Genomic DNA, 19048 nt, shown 5'->3' with positions numbered 1-19048 from the left:
TCTCTTCCGCTCCTACGCGCTACACCTGCCCTCGTGCTCATCGAAATGACATGAGGGGGAATAATTCCAGTATTCTATAAACTCTGTTAAAACGCTATTTGCTTATCAAGTTCACAAACAACCTGTACGCTCCCGGCACACCTGCAGGCAGTTCCCTGAAGAAAGCCAGCGACGTATACACAAATCTGCCTTTACCATAGTTGGCTACAATCAATGATCCTTTTTTAGGAGCTTCGCCCTGGTCATTCATTTCCAGCGGAGTTTGGTATTGCGGGTCAATATCGCCTACAAAGTACAGGCCGCGTTCTTGGATCCAGGCGTCAAAGTCGTTTTGTCCTATTTTATTAGGGGAGGTTAACACCTCGCTGTCTGGCTGGGCAAAGGTTACCTTGGCCGCTTCGTCTGTCACCCGCTCATTTACAGGGCGGAACGGATACGGACCGATAGGATTAACGAGCACCCCGTTATTATTATTGTACTGCACCAGCAGTGTGCCGCCGTTGTTTACATACTCCAGCAATTTGGGCTGCATTACCGGCAAACGCTTGTTTACATTGTAGGCGCGCACCCCGGTAATAATGGCCTGGTATTGCGATAGGTCTGTGGTCATCACTTCAGCCTCGGTCAGTTGGTACACATCATAGCCCACCTGTTTCAGCGCATCGCTCACTAAGTCGCCGGCGCCGGCTATGTAGCCAATCTTTTTGTTGCCGGGGGTTTTCAGGTTGATATCAACCAGTTTGGTTTGCGCGGGCGGTAATAAGGTAATGTGCGGGATATGATCATAGGCGATGCGCTGGATCCCCATGCTTGATTGTTGGCCATTAATCTGCGCCACAGCCGTGAGGAGGCTGGTTTTTGCTTTATCATTAGCGGGCGTTACCGCAAACTCGGCAGTCCACTCATCGCCTTTCTTTTTGTCGCTGAAATCGATCTTATCCGGACTGATCTTCCAGCCTTCCACAGGTTGCAGGCTAACGCTGCCGTTGCCGTTAACGAAGGTTTTCAGATTGATCTGCACTGTTTGCGGCTGACTGCTGTCTGTCCTGAAAATATAGTTCTGGGCGGCAATATTAGCCGTAATAGCAGGGGTAACATCTACCGGCTGGTAAATTTCGCCCTTGGCTGGGTCTGTATATTTATACTGAATCGGGCGGATGAACGTCATCTCCTTATCCAGAATTCTCAGCGTAATAATGGTCATATAAGGCGTAGTTTCCGGCAACGTGCGCTGGCCGTTCTCGTCAACCGGGTCTATCGTATACTGGCCTGGATTGTGCGGATGACGCAGCCAGTAAGGCTGGGTAATTTCGGTCGCCTTCAAATCGCCATCAAAAGAGGTGAGTATGTTTGGCTTTAACGCCACATCATTAAACAGCTTATTGGTTGGAAACATGGTTGGATTGTAGTACACAATCTCAGACAAACAGGCATCCACACCCTGGCGACTAATGATCTGGGTGCGCACATCCATTCTTTCGTTTTGGGCGTAGCTCGGGTCGGCGGCATAGCTTTCCATCCAGATGCCGGCACAGGCGGCAATCAGGTCTTTCAGTTCACGCACCTTTTGGTTGCGCCAGTAAAAATCGCGTTGCCGCTCTACTTTTTTTAATACCTCTATTAATGCCGGTACAGATTTATCCGGATGTTCATCGTCAAAGCCTTTTTTAATAGCATCAATATCAGCAGATATGCCGTCGCTACCCGGTACACGGGCCCAGGTGGTGTTCACGCCATCCATCAGGCTGCTTTTAGGTGCCTCGCCAAGAATGGTCTTGAAATAATCAAAGAACTGACCGCGTTGTGCCGCGGTGCCAAAGCCCTGTGTTTTGTGGTTAGAGCGGCTTTCGGCCGCCATTTCGCCGTAACCTTTGCCCAATAGAGGGTTATAGGCACCTTCATCAATTTTAAACTGGCTCTCTGATGTGGTATTTACGCCGCCAAAGCTAAACGTGTTCCACAACAGACGTTTGGCTTGCCATACCTGCACATATTTTAATTGCTCAGGAAATTTCTTCGGATCGGCCGCCGCGGTAAAGGCTTCCTGCGCCAGGATAGCCGAGGCCGTGTGATGCCCGTGACCGCCCTCGCCCGTAGTTGGGAAACGACAGATGATAACATCGGGTTTAAAACGGCGGATGGTCCAAACTACATCGCTCAGGATCCGGTTACGGTCCCAGATTTTTAGCGTTTCATCCGGTCCTTTAGAGAAACCAAAGTCGTTAGCGCGGGTAAAGAACTGCTCGGCACCGTCAACGCGGCGGGCAGCTAATAATTCTTGTGTACGAATAAGGCCCAGCAGCTCGCCCTGTTCGTTGCCTATCAGGTTCTGGCCGCCATCACCGCGGGTAAGGGCCAGGTAGCCGGTACGGTAATGTTTCTCGTTGGCCAGGTAGGCCAGCAAGCGGGTGTTCTCATCGTCAGGGTGGGCGGCTACATAAAGCACACTGCCCAAAACCTGCAGTTTGTTAAGTGATTGGCGGATGGTACCAATATCTGCCTTGGGCGCTGTTTGCGCAAATGTGGCGGCAGAAAACAGCAGCCCGGCAAAGGTTAAGAATCTCATTTTCATCAGGAACAGACGTATGTTGGCAATGATAATGAACAAAAATCAGAAAAATTTAAAATTAAAAACAAATATAATCGTCAGCAATTATATAGATAATTAATCGATTGATTAAAAAATATACATTGAAAATCAGGCCATTAACTTAACGTGACAAACAGATGATACACTCAATCAATCGTTTGATTAATTTTGTGTCGTTAATATTATGGAGAAGGATAAGATTGATAAAAAAGAACACATTCTGGATGTTGCCGAGCGCATCTTTTCAGATTTGGGTTACGATGGCGCCTCTACGCGCCTCATATCTGGCGAGGCCGGTGTGAACATGGCTATGCTCAATTACTATTTCGGCTCTAAAGAGGGCTTGTTTCTGGCGGTGTTTGACCGCAAGATCAGCAGTTTTCGGGATATGCTGGCCAACATCAGCAATGACGAGAACACCTCGCAGTGGACCAAGATGGAACAGTACATTGACATTTATGCCGGAAAGATATTTGTAAACAACTGTTTCCAAAAGCTACTGTACCAGGAGCTGGGCATGAACCGACGCAGCGATCTGTCTGACAATTTGCGCGACATCCTGATGAAAAACATTACCGAGCTGATCCGAATTATACAAGAGGGCATCAACAAAGGCGAGTTTAAAAAAGATGTGGATGTGCAGATGGTAATTGCCACACTGTACGGCACCAAAAACTTCATCATCAACACGCCGCTACTGTCTTCAAGCGTAATGGGCTATGATCTTACTAATGATGATGTACTTGACGAGAAGTTCAAACCCCGGGTAAGCGCCTATATGAAAAATCTTTTAAAATGCTACTTATTGAATGAAAATGGATACAACAACTAATAACCTGCAAAAACGCCGCTTGTTTAAAGCGCTGCTGCCCGGCCTGGCCGCAGTGTTGCTAACAGGTGGTTTGTTAAACACCGCTGCCGCTCAAGACCGCACCCTCTCCCTGGATGAGGCCATTAAGCTGGGACAAGAGAACAGCAAAACCTTAAAACTGTCACAGGCTAAAATTGATCAGGCCGTGTCTGAGTTTAACCAGGCCAAAGATAAAGCCCTGCCCACCGGCAGCGCCAGTTTTGCCTACAATCGCGCACAGATACCAGCCAATACGCTTGAGCTGGGCGCCGGCGATCCGATCCACCTGCCAACTCATGCTGATGCTTACCTGGGTATTGCTTCATTAAGCGAAACCATATTTGCCGGCAACCGCCTTAAGTATGCCCGTCAAAGCACAGACCTGCTGGTACAGGTTGCCAAACTGGATGCAGATAAAGACAAAGAGCAGATCACTTATGATATTGTGAACGCTTACTATGGCCTTTACAAAGTACTGCAAAGCCAGAAGGTAATTGACGAAAACCTAAAAACGGTAGACGCACAGATCAAACAATCGCAACGTTTCTTTGACCAGGGCCTGGTTACTAAGAACGATGTGTTGCGTTTCCAATTGCAACGCGCCAACATTGAGCTGAATGGCATCGACCTGGAAAGCAACCGTAAGGTAATCAACTTTAACCTCAATATTCTGCTGGGTTTGCCTGAAGGCGTCCGTCTGAATATCGATCAGCTGAGCCCTAATGATCAGACACTTGGTCCGCTGGCCAGCTATATTGATACCGCTATGGCTAACCGCCAGGAGGTTAAACAAAGCGATCTGCGTACCCAGGCTGCCGAGGTGAACATTAAATCGGTACAGGCTAATCTGTCGCCTACTTTGGCTGCCAGCGTTGGTGGTTACTATGTAGATGTATCGGCTAACCCAATCCCGCAGAGCGGCAAATTTATTACCCCGCTTACAGCTGGCTTAACCTTCGCCTGGAAATTTGATGGCCTGTGGTTAAACAAAAACAAAGTGGCCGAAGCTAAGGTACAGCGCGATCAGTCGGTGATCAGCAAAGGCATCATTACCGATAACATCAAGAACGAGGTGAATCGCGATTATCTGTCTTACACCACCGCTATCGACAAAATAAAATTACTGCAGACATCTATCGCACAAGCGGGCGAAAACAACAAGATCCTGCAATCTAAATACCAAAGCAACGTAGCCAGCGCTACTGATCGTGCCGATGCAGAAACCCTGCTTTACCAGGCACAAATAAACCTGGAACTGGCCAAAGCCGATGCAGGTTTAGCTTACTATAATTTATTAAAATCAACCGGAAAACTTACTAAATAATAACACTTACAAACATGGCAACAGAACAAACTACTCCGCAGGACGCACCTAAAAAGCCCAACAAGGTGATCCCGATCATATTAGGCATTGTACTGCTTGGAGGTATCATATTCGGGATAAAAGAATATATCTATTACGGCAAACACGAGGATACTGATGACGCACAGATTGATGGCGATATCAGCCCGGTTGTAGCCCGTGTAGGCGGTTATGTTGATAGCATCAACTTTGAAGAAAACCAACATGTAAGCGCAGGCCAGCTGCTGGTTAAAATTGACGACCGCGATTACAAAGTAAAACTGGAGCAGGCACAAGCTGCACAGAAAGGCGCCAGCGCAGGCATTGGTGTTAATGAATCGCAAATTTTTGCTACCGCTGCTAACTCTGCCAGCGCGCGTTCACAGGCAGAATCAGCCAAAGCACGTTTGGAAAAAGCACAGAAAGACTTTGCACGTTACGCGAACCTGGTAAAAGACGGCTCTGTAACCCAGCAACAGTTTGATCAGGCTAAAGCCGATCGTGATGTGGCACAGGCTACTTACAACGCATCTTTAGATCAGTACAAAGCTGCTCAACAACAAATTGGCACTACCCGCAACCAGTTAACCGTAACCAACTCTGGCGTTACGCAACGTCAGGTTGATGTAGACTACGCCAAACTGCAACTGAGCTATACCGATGTTAAAGCGCCATCAAGCGGTATCACTTCTAAAAAGAACGTACAACTGGGCCAGCTGGTACAGGCGGGCCAAACCCTGTTCTCTATTGTTAACGATAACAGCATTTACGTTACCGCCAACTTTAAAGAAACCCAGCTGGATAAACTGCGCAACGGCCAGAAAGTTAATATTGAGGTTGATGCTTACCCAGACCTGAAGGTTGAGGGAACAGTTTACAATTTCTCGCCTGCTACAGGTGCTAAATTCTCTTTACTGCCACCAGACAATGCTACTGGTAACTTTGTGAAGGTAGTACAACGTGTACCAGTAAAAATTAAGATTAACGCCGATAAAGAAACCCTGGCTAAACTGCGTCCGGGTATGAGCGTTAACGTTTCTGTTATCACTAAAGACTAAAAATCATGGCTGAAACCGGCTTTAAAAAGTGGATCATCACCATCACAGTAATCACCGCATCACTGCTGGAGCTGATTGATACCACCATTGTAAACGTAGCGTTGCCCCATATACAGGGCAATCTGGGCGCCACGCTTGAGGATGTGGCCTGGGTTGTAACCGGTTATGCAGTGGCCAACGTAATCATACTGCCCATGTCGGGCTGGCTGGGGGGCCGCTTCGGGCGAAAAAATTATTTCCTCGCATCTATTGTAGTTTTCACCATCGTATCCTTTTTGTGTGGTAACGCACATACCATGGGCGAGTTAGTACTGTTCCGCGTACTGCAGGGCTTTGCAGGCGGTGGCTTAATCTCTACCGCGCAGGCCATCCTGCTGGAAACCTGGCCTCGTGAACAGATCGGTACGGCTACAGCCTTATTCGGTCTGGGTGCGGTAGTTGGACCAACCGTGGGCCCAACCATTGGCGGCTGGATTGTAGAGAACTTCTCATGGCCGTGGATATTTTATGTAAACATCCCCGTAGGGGCGCTGGCTGCATTTTTTACCATAACCTATGTGCGGGAGACGCCCAAGGACACCAAGAAACCGGTTGACTGGTGGGGTATCATCCTGCTGGCTGTTGCGGTAGGCAGTTTGCAAACCGTATTAGAAAAAGGCGAAAGTGAAGATTGGTTTGCAAAAACCTACATCCTGGTGTTAACCATTACCGCGGTGCTGGGCTTCATCCTATTCATTTGGAGAGAGCTAAGCACCAGTCACCCGGTGGTAAACTTCAGCATTATGCGGCACCGAAGTTTTGCCGTGGGAATGTTCACCTCGTTTGTACTGGGCTTTGGTTTATACGGATCGGTGTTTGTGTTCCCTATCTTCTGTCAGAACCTGCTGGGCTTTAACGCACAGCAAACGGGCGAACTGCTATTTCCCGGTGGTTTGTGTACCATTGTAATGATGCCATTTATTGGTAAAATGCTCAACAAAGGCATCCCGGCGCAGTTTATGGCTACCGGCGGTATGTTCCTGTTCTTTGTGTTTACCAATATGCTGAGTCACTCTACCCTGGCTACCGGCGAGAAAGACGTGCTGGTACCATTGCTGGTACGTGGCGTGGGGATGGCACTATTGTTCGTTCCGTTAACCACATTGGCCATGGCCGATCTGAAAGGCCCCGAACTGGGTCAGGGTTCTGGTCTGAACAACATGATGCGTCAGTTGGGCGGTTCATTCGGTATCGCTATTTTAACAACAGTGATCCATAACCGTCAGGGCTTTCACCGCAGTAACCTGCTGAGCAACATTAACCCGTATAACACGCCGTTTGTCGACCGCCTGAACGCTTACACCCATGCGTTTCTGGCCAAAGGCAAATCGTTGACAGATGCCACCGCTATGGCCTACCGCGCTATAGAAGGTGTAATTACACGCCAGACCCTGCTACTTACCTATGATGACGCTTACTGGCTATCGGGCATGGTGATGCTGTGTTCAATCCCACTGTTATACCTCCAGCCGTTTAAAAAGCTGAAGGCAGTGGCCGACGCGCACTAATTTACCCCTCCTAACCTCCCCAAAGGGGAGGGATATAGAAAAGAAAAGCCGATCCTTGAACAGGATCGGCTTTTTGTTTATTCTATTTTTTATCTTCTGGTCATGCCGAACTTGTTTCGGCACCCCATTTGCAAAATTAACCGGGCGATACCTGGCTGGTAGGATCCCGAAACAAGTCCAGGATGACCTATACGCATTCGATTTAGTGCGAAGCCTTACGAAGTTTTAAAAACTTCGTAAGGCTGGCTATATGACCGAATAAGAGTGACGGCGGCCAGAGGCCGCGAGATAGTCGTCACTCGCGAAGACGCGAGCGACTGCAATAGAATGATCTGAATCCTGAAAATCCTATTAATCCAAGAAATCCTGGTTCAAGACGAGAGGCTTCCACAAAAAAAGCCGTTCCGCGGAAGCGAAACGGCTCTTTCCCAAAAATCAACAATTAAATCTTTCCCCCCCCGGTATATATATTCTTAACACTATCGGATAAAAGCGTATATCCGGGAAGTGTATTTAATCATACCACTAAAATAAAAAAATTTAATTAATATCTAAAAATTATTGGGGTGATTTTTTGTATGAGGGAACAAGGAGCGGTTGGCGCGGGGCGGCGTATCTTTTATTATTTGTCATTTCGACCAACGGGAGAACTTCTCTCTTGAACGAAGTGAAAAAATCTTAGCCCCCATGCCTTGCAAATAGACATGGCAATCGTCTAAGATTTCTCCCGTTGGTCGAAATGACATAGTGGCTTTGTTAGCAGTTTCAACGCTTGCCACCTTGCCACTTAGTAAATCACCTTACCGGCTGCTGTTACCAGCGAGGCAATGCGTACGGCGTCAAAAATACGCTCTTCTGTTGTGCCTAATTTGATCAGTGAGTCTTCATGAGCATTTACACACATCTCACAACCGTTTACTGCTGAGATAGCGAGGCTCAGCAATTCAAAAAACTCTTTGCCGGTTACAGGCTTCATCATCAGTTGCATGCGGATACGGGCCGGGATCTGGCCGTATTTCTCTTTCTGCGTAAAATGACGGAAACGGTAGAACACGTTGTTAGCTGCCAGCAATGAGGCACAGCCTACAGACTCAGCTACTTCTGCGGCTGTAGCACCTTGTTCTTCGGCGTAGCGGGTAAAATATTGAGTGAGCGGCAGGTTATTGTTGTTCACAGCCACGCTAAGAGCCGTCAGGCCGCATTCTTTTGCGCTCAGATGTTCTGATGTCAGTACACTGGTAAAGTTCAGCTTAAAGTCGCGTACGTAGCGCGATTCGCCTTTTTCCAGCAGAGTAAGGCTTTCAGTGCGATAGGTGGCGTCTAAACCAACCAACTGCAGTATTTCGTTAATGATTTCGGTAGTTTCGTTCATGACCTCTCCTAAATAGCGCAGCCTTCATGAGGGCCGCTTAATTAATTATTATGTCGAATAATCATCTCCTTTGGAGAGGACTATCCTATTTAATTTGATTGACTTCTGATAGAAGCCCTCCCCTTCGGGGAGGGTTGGGTGGGGTAAAAAAAAGCCCGGCCATTTATTTAGCCGGGCCTTATGTGGTGTTTTAAATTACACGGTTAAAGTTTCCTGACCTTTTTCCCAGTTGCAAGGGCAAAGCTCGTCAGTTTGCAGACCGTCCAGGGTACGCAGTACTTCTTTTACGTTACGGCCTACGCTCAGGTCGTTAACGCTAACCCAACGGATGATACCTTGTGGGTCGATGATGAAGGTTGCACGGTAAGCCACTTTCTCGTTTGGCTCCAGGATACCCAGCTCTTCAGCCAGTGATTTTGAAGTATCAGCCAGCATCGGGAATTTCAGATCGCGCAGATCGTCATGATCTTTTCTCCATGCAGCGTGTACAAACTCAGAATCGGTAGAAGCACCAATCAGGCGGGTTTCACGGTCACGGAACTCACCAAAGTTTTTGTTGAACTCAGCAATTTCAGTTGGGCACACAAAAGTGAAATCTTTTGGCCACCAGAACATTACAGTCCAAACGTTATCTTCATTCACCAGGAAATCAGAGGTGATAGTTTCAAACTCTTTACCTTTTTCAAGGCTAACAACAGCTGTTTTAGAAAATGATGGAAATTTCTGTCCTACAGTTAACATAATGATATTTTATTAGATGTAATGTTATTATTTATTGATACAAAGGTACCCTTTTTTGCGCAGGGCTGCTAATCAATATAGTTGATGCCGTATAGGAGTTTTCTATAATATTTTTGGCTTTGGATTGATGAATACTATAAACCAATAAAGCATTTTGTCATTGCGAGGAGGAACGACGAAGCAATCTCGTCGCACGTCTAAGCGTGCGACGAGATTGCTTCGTCACCCCACCCACCTTCCTTTGCTGTTCCTCGCAATGACACAATGGACAAATCCTTCCAACCAAAAAAGGATGCCTGTCATAGGCATCCTTTTTCTCATTGTTGATTTTCGGCAGGTAGAAATCAATTCATTTATTACAGATTGAAGGCATAAGCAACACGCAAACCTACAAATTGGATGGTAGAGCCATCAGCATTTGCAAATTTGGTTGAACCTTCATAACGTACGCCAGCATCGATGTAGCTTTTAGCGCTTACCGGGAACAGGTAGCCTACCTGCGGAGCGTAAACAAAGGCAGCTGATTTGTTATAAGCAGTTTTGTCTTTATTCAGCAGGAAAGAAGCACCACCTTCGGCCTGTACATACAGGTTGCCTACAGGGTAGTATTTTAAACCAGCTTTTACCGGCAGCAGGTGAATGTCCTGAATATCGGCAGAAACATTGCCTACGGTAACGGTTTTGCCAAAGATGTTGTTATAACCAGCGTTAACGGTTAAAGCCAATTTGCTTGCTAACGGGAATTCTACTTGTGCAGAACCGCCCAGGCTCCAGTTGTAAGCGTTGCTCAGGTTGCCGGTTGGCAGGGCACCCTCTACGCCGATGCTTAAACGGGTTGCTGCAGCAGGATCTTCTGATTTAGTTTGTGCTTTTGCGCCAAAGGTTAAACCGGCCAGTGCCAGTACTAAGGCTGAAATTTTTAAAGTTTTCATTGTGATGTAAATATTAAATTAACGTGTCTTTTTCTTTAAGACAGGGCAAAGTAAATACATAAAGTAAATATGATTTTTCATCCCAAAGTCACGAATATTTAATCAATTGATTAACAGATAAATAATTTTTGACCGATTTGGATAATTGGTCAAAACAGTGTCAGGAAGCAAAATTTGAGGCTTTTTTCACAAACTTTTCATCGGAAGAACCGACATTCGCGACTTTTTTGATTTTGGGAAGCGAGGAAAATCTATAAAACAAAATGTCATCTCGACCAACGGGAGAAATCTTTTCGAATTAGCATAACTGGATGCAAAATCGAAAAGATCCCTCACTATCGTTCGGGATGACATGATCTATTTAAATAATTTTACTCGCCCTTAAACTCAGCATTACGTTTTTCCAGAAAAGCGGCCACGCCTTCTTTCATATCACCGGTGCCGAAGCACTGGCCAAACAGCTCAATTTCTTTTTCATAACCGCCTGCAGTTCCCGCAGCATTAACGGCTTCAATAGCGGCCGCAATAGCTTTTGGCGATCGGCTCAGGATTTTTTCCATCAGTTCTTCTGCATTTGGAAGCAAGCTGTCAATATCGGTTACGTGCGTTACCAGGCCGCATTGCAGGGCTTCGGCGGCGGTAAGCATATCGGCAGTCATAATCATTTCCAGGGCCTTCCCTCGGCCCACCAGCTGGGGCAGGCGTTGCGTACCACCATAACCGGGAATCAGTCCCAGCGTTACTTCAGGCAGGCCCATTTTAGCATTTTCAGACGCAATGCGGATATGGCAGGCCATCGCCAGCTCCAGTCCGCCGCCCAGGGCAAAACCGTTTACTGCTGCAATAACAGGCTTGGAGGCGTGGGCAATCAGATCAAAAACAGAGGTGTGCCCCTGGCGGGACAGCTCGGTGCCGCCCTGTACATCCAAGGCCGTGAAACCGGAGATATCGGCACCTGCAACAAATGCCTTCTTACCCGCTCCTGTGATGACCACTCCACCAACGCCGGCATCGGCAAAAGCTGCCGTTAAGGCTAAATGCAACTCGGCCAGGGTACCGCCATTCAGTGCATTTAGTTTGCTCTCGCGATTGATGATGATGTACCGGATGCGCCCTTTGTTTTCAATCAACAGGTTCTGGAAGCTCATAATGTTGGGAAGATTAAAAGTTGCGGTTCTGATGCACCCAATCGGTAATGTATTTTACAATATCGGCGGTGTGGGTACCGGGAGGGAACAACTGGCCTACGCCCATTTGCTGTAGTTGGGCCATGTCTGCCGGGGGAATAATACCGCCGCCCGTTATCAGCACATCATCCATCCCTTTTTCTTTGATCAGCGCTAAAATGCGGGGGAATACCGTCATATGGGCGCCAGACAGGATAGAGATACCAATAGCGTCTACATCCTCTTGTAAGGCCGTATTTACCACCATCTCGGGCGTTTGGCGCAGGCCGGTATAGATTACCTCCATACCTGCATCGCGCAGCGTGGTGGCAATAATACGCGCTCCCCGGTCGTGCCCATCCAGCCCAACTTTGGCAACTAAAACTCTTATGGGTCTGTTAAATGGTTTATCTGGCATGCCGATGCGATATCAGCAAATGTGAAGAATAATTAACGATTAGTCAATAGGGGCTCGGTCATTTCACCTTGCTGTCATTGGTCATTAGCCATTGGTTTAATTAAATTACCAATAACAATTGACCAATGACAACTGACCAACAGACTATATAGCTTTTGATTTATTCATCAACATTAAAGCTACGGCCAGTGCCTCTATCACACCTACCAGCATGGCGCCAAACAAGCGGCCAGAAAAATCGGCCAGATTTGTGCCCTGGTAAATCCAATTAATATAAATGATGCTGGCAAAAACGGCTATCACACCGCCCAGCAGCAACGATTTAAAACACTGTACTAATGCTTCCAGAAAGTTGATGGTGCCATCCATTTCTTTTTCACGATAGCTGCGCACACCAATGAACAGACATACAATAGGAATTAATACAGAATAATACTCATAAGGGGCTATCTCGTGCGGGTTTGTGGTACTGTAGCCCAACCAATGCATAGCGAACAGCCACAAGCCGCTCAGTATGCCAATGGCGATACCGGTAATTAATGCATTTTTCATCTTGTTATAATGTTTTGGTTTGAACTATGCTTACAATCAATGCTGATTGTATAACATAAAGTATTAATTGGTGCGCTTTGTTTTCTTTAATACGGTGTTTTTTGCGGTTTGGTTGCGTTATTGGCGCAAGTTGGAGTAGAAGTAAAAAGTTTAAATTGAAAATTAAAAAGGGTGTAGTGCGATGATGATGGGTTTATCTAAATTTTATTGGCGCGACACAGACAAAAAAAAGCCCGGCTGCAATGCAACCGGGCTTTATATCTAATCTGTAACGACCAATTACTTGGTAACGTACAACACTTCTTTTACTGCTTTAATAACGCGCTCTGGGTTTGGCAGGTACTCCTGGATCAGGGTAGGAGCGTATGGCAGTGGCACGTCGCCACCCATAATACGCAGTACCGGAGCGTCAAGGTAGTCAAATGCGTCTTTTTGTACTTTAAAGGCAATCTCAGTAGCGATTGAACCCAGCGGCCAGCTTTCTTCAACTAATACCAGACGGTTAGTTTTCTTAACTGATGCAATTACGGTATCATAGTCAATAGGACGTACAGTACGCAGGTCAATTACTTCAGCGCTAATGCCTTCTTTAGCCAGTTCTTCGGCAGCAGCATAAACCACTTTCATAATTTTACCAAAACCTACCAGCGTAACATCAGTACCTTCTTTTACGATGTGAGCTTTGCCCAGTTCAAGGTAATAAGTTTCTTCTGGCACCAGGCCTTTATCGCCGTACATCAGCTCAGACTCCATGAAAATTACCGGATCCGGATCGATGATAGATGATTTCAACAGACCTTTTGCCTCATACGGGTTTGATGGAACAACCACTTTCAAACCTGGACAGTTTGCAAACCAGTTTTCAAAACACTGGCTGTGCTGAGAGCTCAGCATACCTGCGTTACCGGTTGGACCACGAAAAACGATTGGCACAGAGAACTGGCCACCGCTCATGCTCATCATTTTAGCGGCACCGTTAATGATCTGGTCAATAGCAACCAACGAGAAGTTGAAGGTCATGAACTCGATGATCGGTTTCAGACCATTCATGGCCGAACCAATACCGATACCGGCAAAACCTAACTCAGAGATAGGAGTGTCGATAACGCGCTTAGCGCCAAACTCATCAAGCATACCCTGGCTAACTTTATAGGCACCATTATACTCGGCAACCTCTTCGCCCATCAGGTAAATATTTTCGTCCTTGCGCATTTCTTCGGTCATCGCTTCACGAAGCGCTTCCCTGAACTGAATTTCTCTCATTATCTATATTAAATGAACTGTTTTTGCAGCGGCAAATATAAGGATTAACCCATTAAAAACAATTGCCGCAAAGTGTATATAGCATACTGATAAATATTTTACAAAAACCTGCACATTACACTGTATTTAAGGCTACAAGCAAAGACTTGTTAGTGTAAAATTTAGTTTTACAATTGATTGCCTAAAGGAAAATTGAATTTGCTTTAAAAAGAGGATTGCAGAATTTATGCACCTAAGCCCAAGTGTGTTTGCGAGGCAAGATTTTTTTGATTTAAGTCTCGAAATGACATCGGGGAGAGGAGCATATATCTCCTAAAACACCGCCGAAGCAATGCGCTTAGTTGGCTCAGGGTTACCCATAGTGTAAAAATGCAGTACCGGTGCACCAAATTTCACCAGCTCTTTACACTGATTAATCATCCACTCAATACCTATCTCTTTTACGTCTTTTTCTGACTTGCACCCGTGGATCGCGTCACTCAGTTCTTCGGGGATATCAATATGGAACGTTTTAGAGAGCGACACCAGTTGTTTGCTGTTGGTGATGGGCTTTAGTCCCGGGATAATCGACACGTTAATATCGTTCTCGCGACATTTCTTCACAAAATCAAAATAAGCCTGATTATCGAAGAACATTTGCGTTACGATGAAGTTGGCGCCCATCTCCACCTTTTGCTTCAGGTATTTAAAATCGGTTTTGAGGTTTGGTGCTTCGAAATGCTTTTCTGGATAACCGGCCACACCAATGCAGAAATCGGTGTGCATAATATGGCTGTCAGAATCTTCATGCAGGTAAACGCCATTGTTCATGTCCACCACCTGTTGCAGCAGATCTGTAGCGAAGCAGTGTCCGTTATTGTTGGGCACAAAGGTAGCGTCTCCGCGACGAGCATCGCCACGCAGCACCAGCACGTTTTCAATGCCGAGGAATTGCAGATCAATCAGCGCATTCTCGGTTTCATCTTTGGTAAAACCACCGCACAGCATGTGGGGCACGGTATCTACCTTGTACTTGTTCATAATAGCGGCACAAATAGCAATAGTACCCGGGCGTTTGCGGTAGGTGAGTTTTTCCAGCAAACCATTATTGTGCTGTTTATAGATATAATCCTCCCGCAGCGAGGTAACATCAATAAAGGGCGGATTAAACTCCATCAAGGGATCGATGGCGTTATAAATACCCTGTATGCTGTGCCCCTTCAACGGCGGGATCAGCTCAAAAGAGAATAAGGTTTTGCCGTTGGCGTTTGCTATGTGTTCGGTTATCTTCATACCCCCTGGCCCCCTAAAGGGGAAGTTTATTTAAATGTTATATCTCAAGTCATGCCGAACTTGTTTCGGCACCCTACAGAACTATTTAACTGACTTGCCTCTACCCACTTTGTATGTGGGTTCCCGAAACAAGTCCGGGATGACCAGTGGATCAAAATCCTGTCAATCCCACTAATCCGTTAAATCCTGGTTCAGACTAATAATTAATATTCGGCCCCAGCCATCTTTCAGCTTCTTCCAGCGGCATATCTTTACGGATAGCGTAATCCTCTACTTGATCTTTGCTGATTTTCCCTAACCCGAAATATCTTGATTGGGGGTGCGAGAAATAGAAGCCACTTACCGATGCAGCCGGTAACATAGCCAGGCTTTCGGTCAGTTGCATACCGGCGTTTTGCTCCGCTTGCAGTAGTTCGAATAGCGTGGTTTTCTCGGTATGATCCGGACAGGCAGGATAACCCGGCGCCGGACGAATACCTTGATATTGCTCCTTGATCAGTTCGTTATTGCTCAGGTGCTCATCGCTGGCATAACCCCAGTATTCTTTACGTACCAGTTCATGCATTTTCTCTGCGAAAGCTTCGGCCAGGCGATCGGCCATGGCTTTGGCCATAATGCTGTTGTAATCGTCGTGGTCTTTTTCAAACTCGGCTACCAGCTCATCACAACCCAAACCTGCGGTTACGGCAAAGCCGCCCCAGTAATCAGGCACGCCGCTTTCTTTTGGCGCGATGAAATCTGACAACGCATAATAAGGCTCGTCTTTCACTTTCTCTGCCTGTTGGCGCAGCGTGTGAATTTTGGTGAGCACCTTCGTGCGCGTTTCGTCTGTATAAAGCTCTATGTCATCGCCTACGCTATTAGCCGGCCAGAAACCGATGACGCCGTTGGCTTTCAGCAATTTATCGTCAATGATGCGTTGCAACAATACCTGTGCATCGTCATACAATTTTTTGGCTTCGGTACCTACGTATTTATCGTCAAAAATCTTTGGATAACTGCCGCGCAACTCCCAGGTATGGAAGAAAGGCGTCCAGTCGATGTACGGCACCAGCTCTTCCAGCGGATAGCTTTCAATCACTTTAACACCGCTCACGGCAGGCTTTGGCGCAACATCACCATCCAGACTGATCACAAATTTCTTTTCGCGGGCTTCCTCAATCGGTACAAAGCGTTTGTCTGACCGTTTGTTCAGGTGCGCTTCGCGGGCTTTCTCGTATTCGGCTTTTATACCGGCTATGTAATCAGCCTTGCCATCTTTGTTCATCAAACTGCTGCACACGGTCACGCTACGCGATGCATCCAGCACGTGGATAGCTGCGCCCGAGTAATTCGGGGCAATTTTTACCGCGGCATGGATACGTGAGGTTGTCGCACCGCCTACAATCAGCGGCATGGTAAAACCTTCGCGCTCCATCTCTTTGGCAAAGTGCACCATTTCATCCAACGATGGGGTAATCAGACCGCTCAAGCCAATAATGTCTACATTCTGCTTGCGGGCCTCATCCAATATTCTTTGTGCGGGCACCATTACGCCCAGGTCAATCACTTCAAAGTTGTTGCAGGCCAGTACCACGCCTACAATATTTTTACCAATATCGTGCACATCGCCCTTAACGGTAGCCAACAGAATTTTGCCGGCTGATGAACTTTGTCCGCCACCGCCCAGTGCTTTCTCGGCCTCAATAAATGGCAGCAGGTAGGCCACGGCCTTTTTCATTACACGGGCAGATTTTACTACCTGCGGCAAAAACATCTTACCGGCGCCAAACAGGTCGCCCACGATGTTCATACCATCCATTAACGGACCTTCAATTACTTCCAGCGGACGGGCATATTGCTGACGAGCTTCTTCCACGTCGGCATCCAGGTACTCAATAATGCCTTTTACCAGCGCATGCGACAAGCGTGCCTGAACAGGGCCTTTGCGCCACTCTTCGTCTTTCACTACCTCTTTGCCTTTACTTTTTACGGTCTCGGCAAATTCTACCAAACGCTCGGTAGCATCAGGGCGGCGATTCAGCAACACGTCTTCTACCATCACCAGCAGCTCTTTCGGTATCTCTTCGTAAACTTCCAGCATACCGGCGTTAACAATACCCATATCCATACCGGCACGAATGGCGTGATACAAGAAAGCCGAGTGCATGGCCTCGCGCACCACGTTATTACCGCGGAACGAAAACGAAATGTTACTCACACCACCGCTCACTTTGGCGTGCGGCAGGTTTTGCTTAATCCAGCGGGTGGCTTCAATAAAATCAACCGCGTAGTTATTGTGTTCTTCCAGACCGGTAGCTACGGTCAGAATGTTTGGATCGAAGATGATATCCTGCGGAGGGAAACCCACTTCGTCTACCAATATATCATAGCTGCGTTTACAGATCTCTATACGGCGCTGGTAATTATCGGCCTGGCCATTTTCGTCAAACGCCATTACTACCGTGGCAGCACCATAGCTTAAAATCTTACGGGCATATTCTTTAAATTTCTCTTCACCTTCTTTCAGCGATATGGAGTTCACAATGCCTTTGCCTTGTAAACATTTCAAACCGGCCTCAATAACCGACCACTTTGAAGAGTCGACCATGATAGGCAATTTGGCAATATCAGGTTCAGAAGCAATCAGGTTCAGGAACTTGACCATGCTCGCTTCCGAGTCGATCATGCCCTCGTCCATATTTACGTCAATTACCTGGGCACCGCCTTCTACCTGCTGACGGGCAACCACCAGGGCGCCTTCAAAGTCTTCTGCCAAAATCAGCTTAGAGAATTTTGGCGAACCGGTGATATTGGTACGCTCACCCACGTTTACAAAGTTGGTCTCTGGAGTAAGAGTTACTGATTCCAGACCACTCAAACGCATAAACGGATCAACCTCGGCTAATTTGCGGGGCTGATGTTGTGCGGCTCTGTCGGCAATGCAACGGATGTGGTCTGGCGTGGTACCACAGCAACCCCCAACAATGTTTACCATGCCGTGCTCCATAAAATCATCCACCTGGTGCGCGGTTTCGTGTGGTTGCTCGTCATACGCACCAAACTCATTTGGCAGGCCAGCGTTAGGGTAGGCCGAGATGAACACATCGGCTTTATTAGAAAGTTCTTCCAGGTGCGGGCGCATCTCTTTAGCACCCAGCGCACAGTTCAAACCTACCGATAGCAGGTTGGCATGGCGCACCGAGTTCCAGAATGCCTCTACCGTTTGGCCCGAAAGGGTACGGCCCGATGCATCGGTAATGGTACCAGAGATCATCAGCGGCAAACCATGATGGCCCGGGTTTTTCTCTTTCAGCTCATGCTCATAACGCTGGGCAGCATATAAGGCCGCTTTTGCGTTCAGCGTATCAAAAATAGTTTCAATCAACAACAGGTCAGAACCGCCATCTACCAATCCGCGGATCTGCTCGTAGTAAGCCTCGGCCAGATCATCAAAGGTTACGGCACGGTAGCCCGGATCATTCACATCTGGCGATAGCGAAGCCGTACGGTTAGTCGGCCCAACGGCACCGGCCACAAAGCGTGGTTTTTCTGGTGTGAGTTTATTGTACTCATCCACCACCTCGCGGGCCAGGCGTGCACCTTCGTAGCTCATCTCATAGGAGAGCTCTTCCATGTGATAATCGGCCAGGCTAATGCGCTGGGTACTGAATGTGTTGGTTTCGATGATATCGGCACCGGCGTCCAGGTATTCTTTATGTATAGCTTTAATCACATCCGGGCGCGTGAGGTTGAGCAGGTCATTATTACCTTTCAAATCACTGGTGTGCTCACGAAAGCGTTCGCCACGAAAGTCTTCTTCCGTTAGGTCATAGCGCTGTATCATGGTGCCCATGGCCCCGTCAATGATCAGGATGCGTTTCTTTAGTTCTTGTCTGATATCCATTCTCTTAGATGTGAGATATGAGATTTGAGATGTAAGACCGTGCGTCTTTATCTTCCTCA

The 19048-nt window shown here is 47.1% G+C and carries 14 protein-coding genes; 4 read left to right on the top strand and 10 right to left on the bottom strand.

Annotated features, from left to right (window positions below; genetic code table 11):
• Positions 1-94: 94 nt before the first annotated feature.
• Complete coding sequence (locus ABZR88_RS20995) at positions 95-2572, bottom strand: PIG-L family deacetylase (protein WP_107828041.1); 2478 nt, start codon at positions 2570-2572, stop codon at positions 95-97.
• A 202-nt stretch (positions 2573-2774) separates the two neighbouring features.
• Between ABZR88_RS20995 and ABZR88_RS20990 the strand changes: the two genes are divergently transcribed.
• Genes ABZR88_RS20990 through ABZR88_RS20975 form a run of 4 tightly spaced genes read left to right on the top strand, consistent with a single transcriptional unit; the run spans position 2775 to position 7387 of the window.
• Positions 2775-3422: a TetR/AcrR family transcriptional regulator gene (locus tag ABZR88_RS20990; protein ID WP_107827913.1), complete on the top strand. Its 648-nt coding sequence runs from the start codon at positions 2775-2777 to the stop codon at positions 3420-3422.
• Positions 3406-4764: a TolC family protein gene (locus ABZR88_RS20985; RefSeq protein ID WP_245917012.1), complete on the top strand. Its 1359-nt coding sequence runs from the start codon at positions 3406-3408 to the stop codon at positions 4762-4764. Before ABZR88_RS20990 ends, ABZR88_RS20985 begins: the two co-directional genes overlap by 17 nt.
• Positions 4765-4778: 14 nt before the next feature.
• Positions 4779-5840 (top strand): HlyD family secretion protein, encoded by a 1062-nt coding sequence (locus ABZR88_RS20980; RefSeq protein ID WP_107827911.1) that lies wholly within the window; start codon positions 4779-4781, stop codon positions 5838-5840.
• A 5-nt stretch (positions 5841-5845) separates the two neighbouring features.
• Positions 5846-7387: a DHA2 family efflux MFS transporter permease subunit gene (locus ABZR88_RS20975; protein WP_107827910.1), complete on the top strand. Its 1542-nt coding sequence runs from the start codon at positions 5846-5848 to the stop codon at positions 7385-7387.
• A gap of 787 nt (positions 7388-8174) precedes the next feature.
• Here ABZR88_RS20975 and ABZR88_RS20970 read toward each other — a convergent pair.
• The 9 genes from ABZR88_RS20970 to metH form a co-directional block, all read right to left on the bottom strand.
• Positions 8175-8759: a carboxymuconolactone decarboxylase family protein gene (locus tag ABZR88_RS20970; protein WP_107827909.1), complete on the bottom strand. Its 585-nt coding sequence runs from the start codon at positions 8757-8759 to the stop codon at positions 8175-8177.
• A gap of 195 nt (positions 8760-8954) precedes the next feature.
• Positions 8955-9500 (bottom strand): peroxiredoxin, encoded by a 546-nt coding sequence (locus ABZR88_RS20965; protein WP_107827908.1) that lies wholly within the window; start codon positions 9498-9500, stop codon positions 8955-8957.
• A 356-nt stretch (positions 9501-9856) separates the two neighbouring features.
• Positions 9857-10432, bottom strand: coding sequence for a transporter (locus ABZR88_RS20960; protein ID WP_107827907.1), 576 nt, complete (start codon positions 10430-10432; stop codon positions 9857-9859).
• A 371-nt stretch (positions 10433-10803) separates the two neighbouring features.
• A complete protein-coding gene (locus ABZR88_RS20955) occupies positions 10804-11580 on the bottom strand; it encodes an enoyl-CoA hydratase/isomerase family protein (protein WP_107827906.1) in 777 nt (258 codons plus the stop codon).
• Positions 11581-11593: 13 nt separating this feature from the next.
• Entirely contained in the window at positions 11594-12016 is a 423-nt protein-coding gene (locus ABZR88_RS20950) for a cobalamin B12-binding domain-containing protein (RefSeq protein WP_107827905.1), read from the bottom strand.
• 144 nt (positions 12017-12160) lie between these two features.
• Positions 12161-12568, bottom strand: a complete 408-nt coding sequence (locus ABZR88_RS20945) for a DUF4199 domain-containing protein (RefSeq protein WP_107827904.1) — start codon at positions 12566-12568, stop codon at positions 12161-12163.
• A gap of 279 nt (positions 12569-12847) precedes the next feature.
• Positions 12848-13831 (bottom strand): pyruvate dehydrogenase complex E1 component subunit beta, encoded by a 984-nt coding sequence (locus ABZR88_RS20940; protein ID WP_107827903.1) that lies wholly within the window; start codon positions 13829-13831, stop codon positions 12848-12850.
• A 312-nt stretch (positions 13832-14143) separates the two neighbouring features.
• Positions 14144-15103 carry a methylenetetrahydrofolate reductase [NAD(P)H] gene (gene metF / locus ABZR88_RS20935; protein ID WP_107827902.1) on the bottom strand — a complete coding sequence of 320 codons (960 nt, stop codon included), beginning with the start codon at positions 15101-15103 and terminating at the stop codon, positions 14144-14146.
• Positions 15104-15299: 196 nt separating this feature from the next.
• Positions 15300-18989, bottom strand: coding sequence for a methionine synthase (gene metH, locus ABZR88_RS20930; protein ID WP_107827901.1), 3690 nt, complete (start codon positions 18987-18989; stop codon positions 15300-15302).
• Positions 18990-19048: the final 59 nt, after the last annotated feature.

Origin of the sequence: Mucilaginibacter yixingensis (assembly GCF_041080815.1) — a bacterium.
Lineage (GTDB): Bacteria > Bacteroidota > Bacteroidia > Sphingobacteriales > Sphingobacteriaceae > Mucilaginibacter > Mucilaginibacter yixingensis.
The sequence above is the reverse complement of the archived record's forward strand: the minus strand, read 5'-3'. Positions and strand labels throughout refer to the sequence as shown.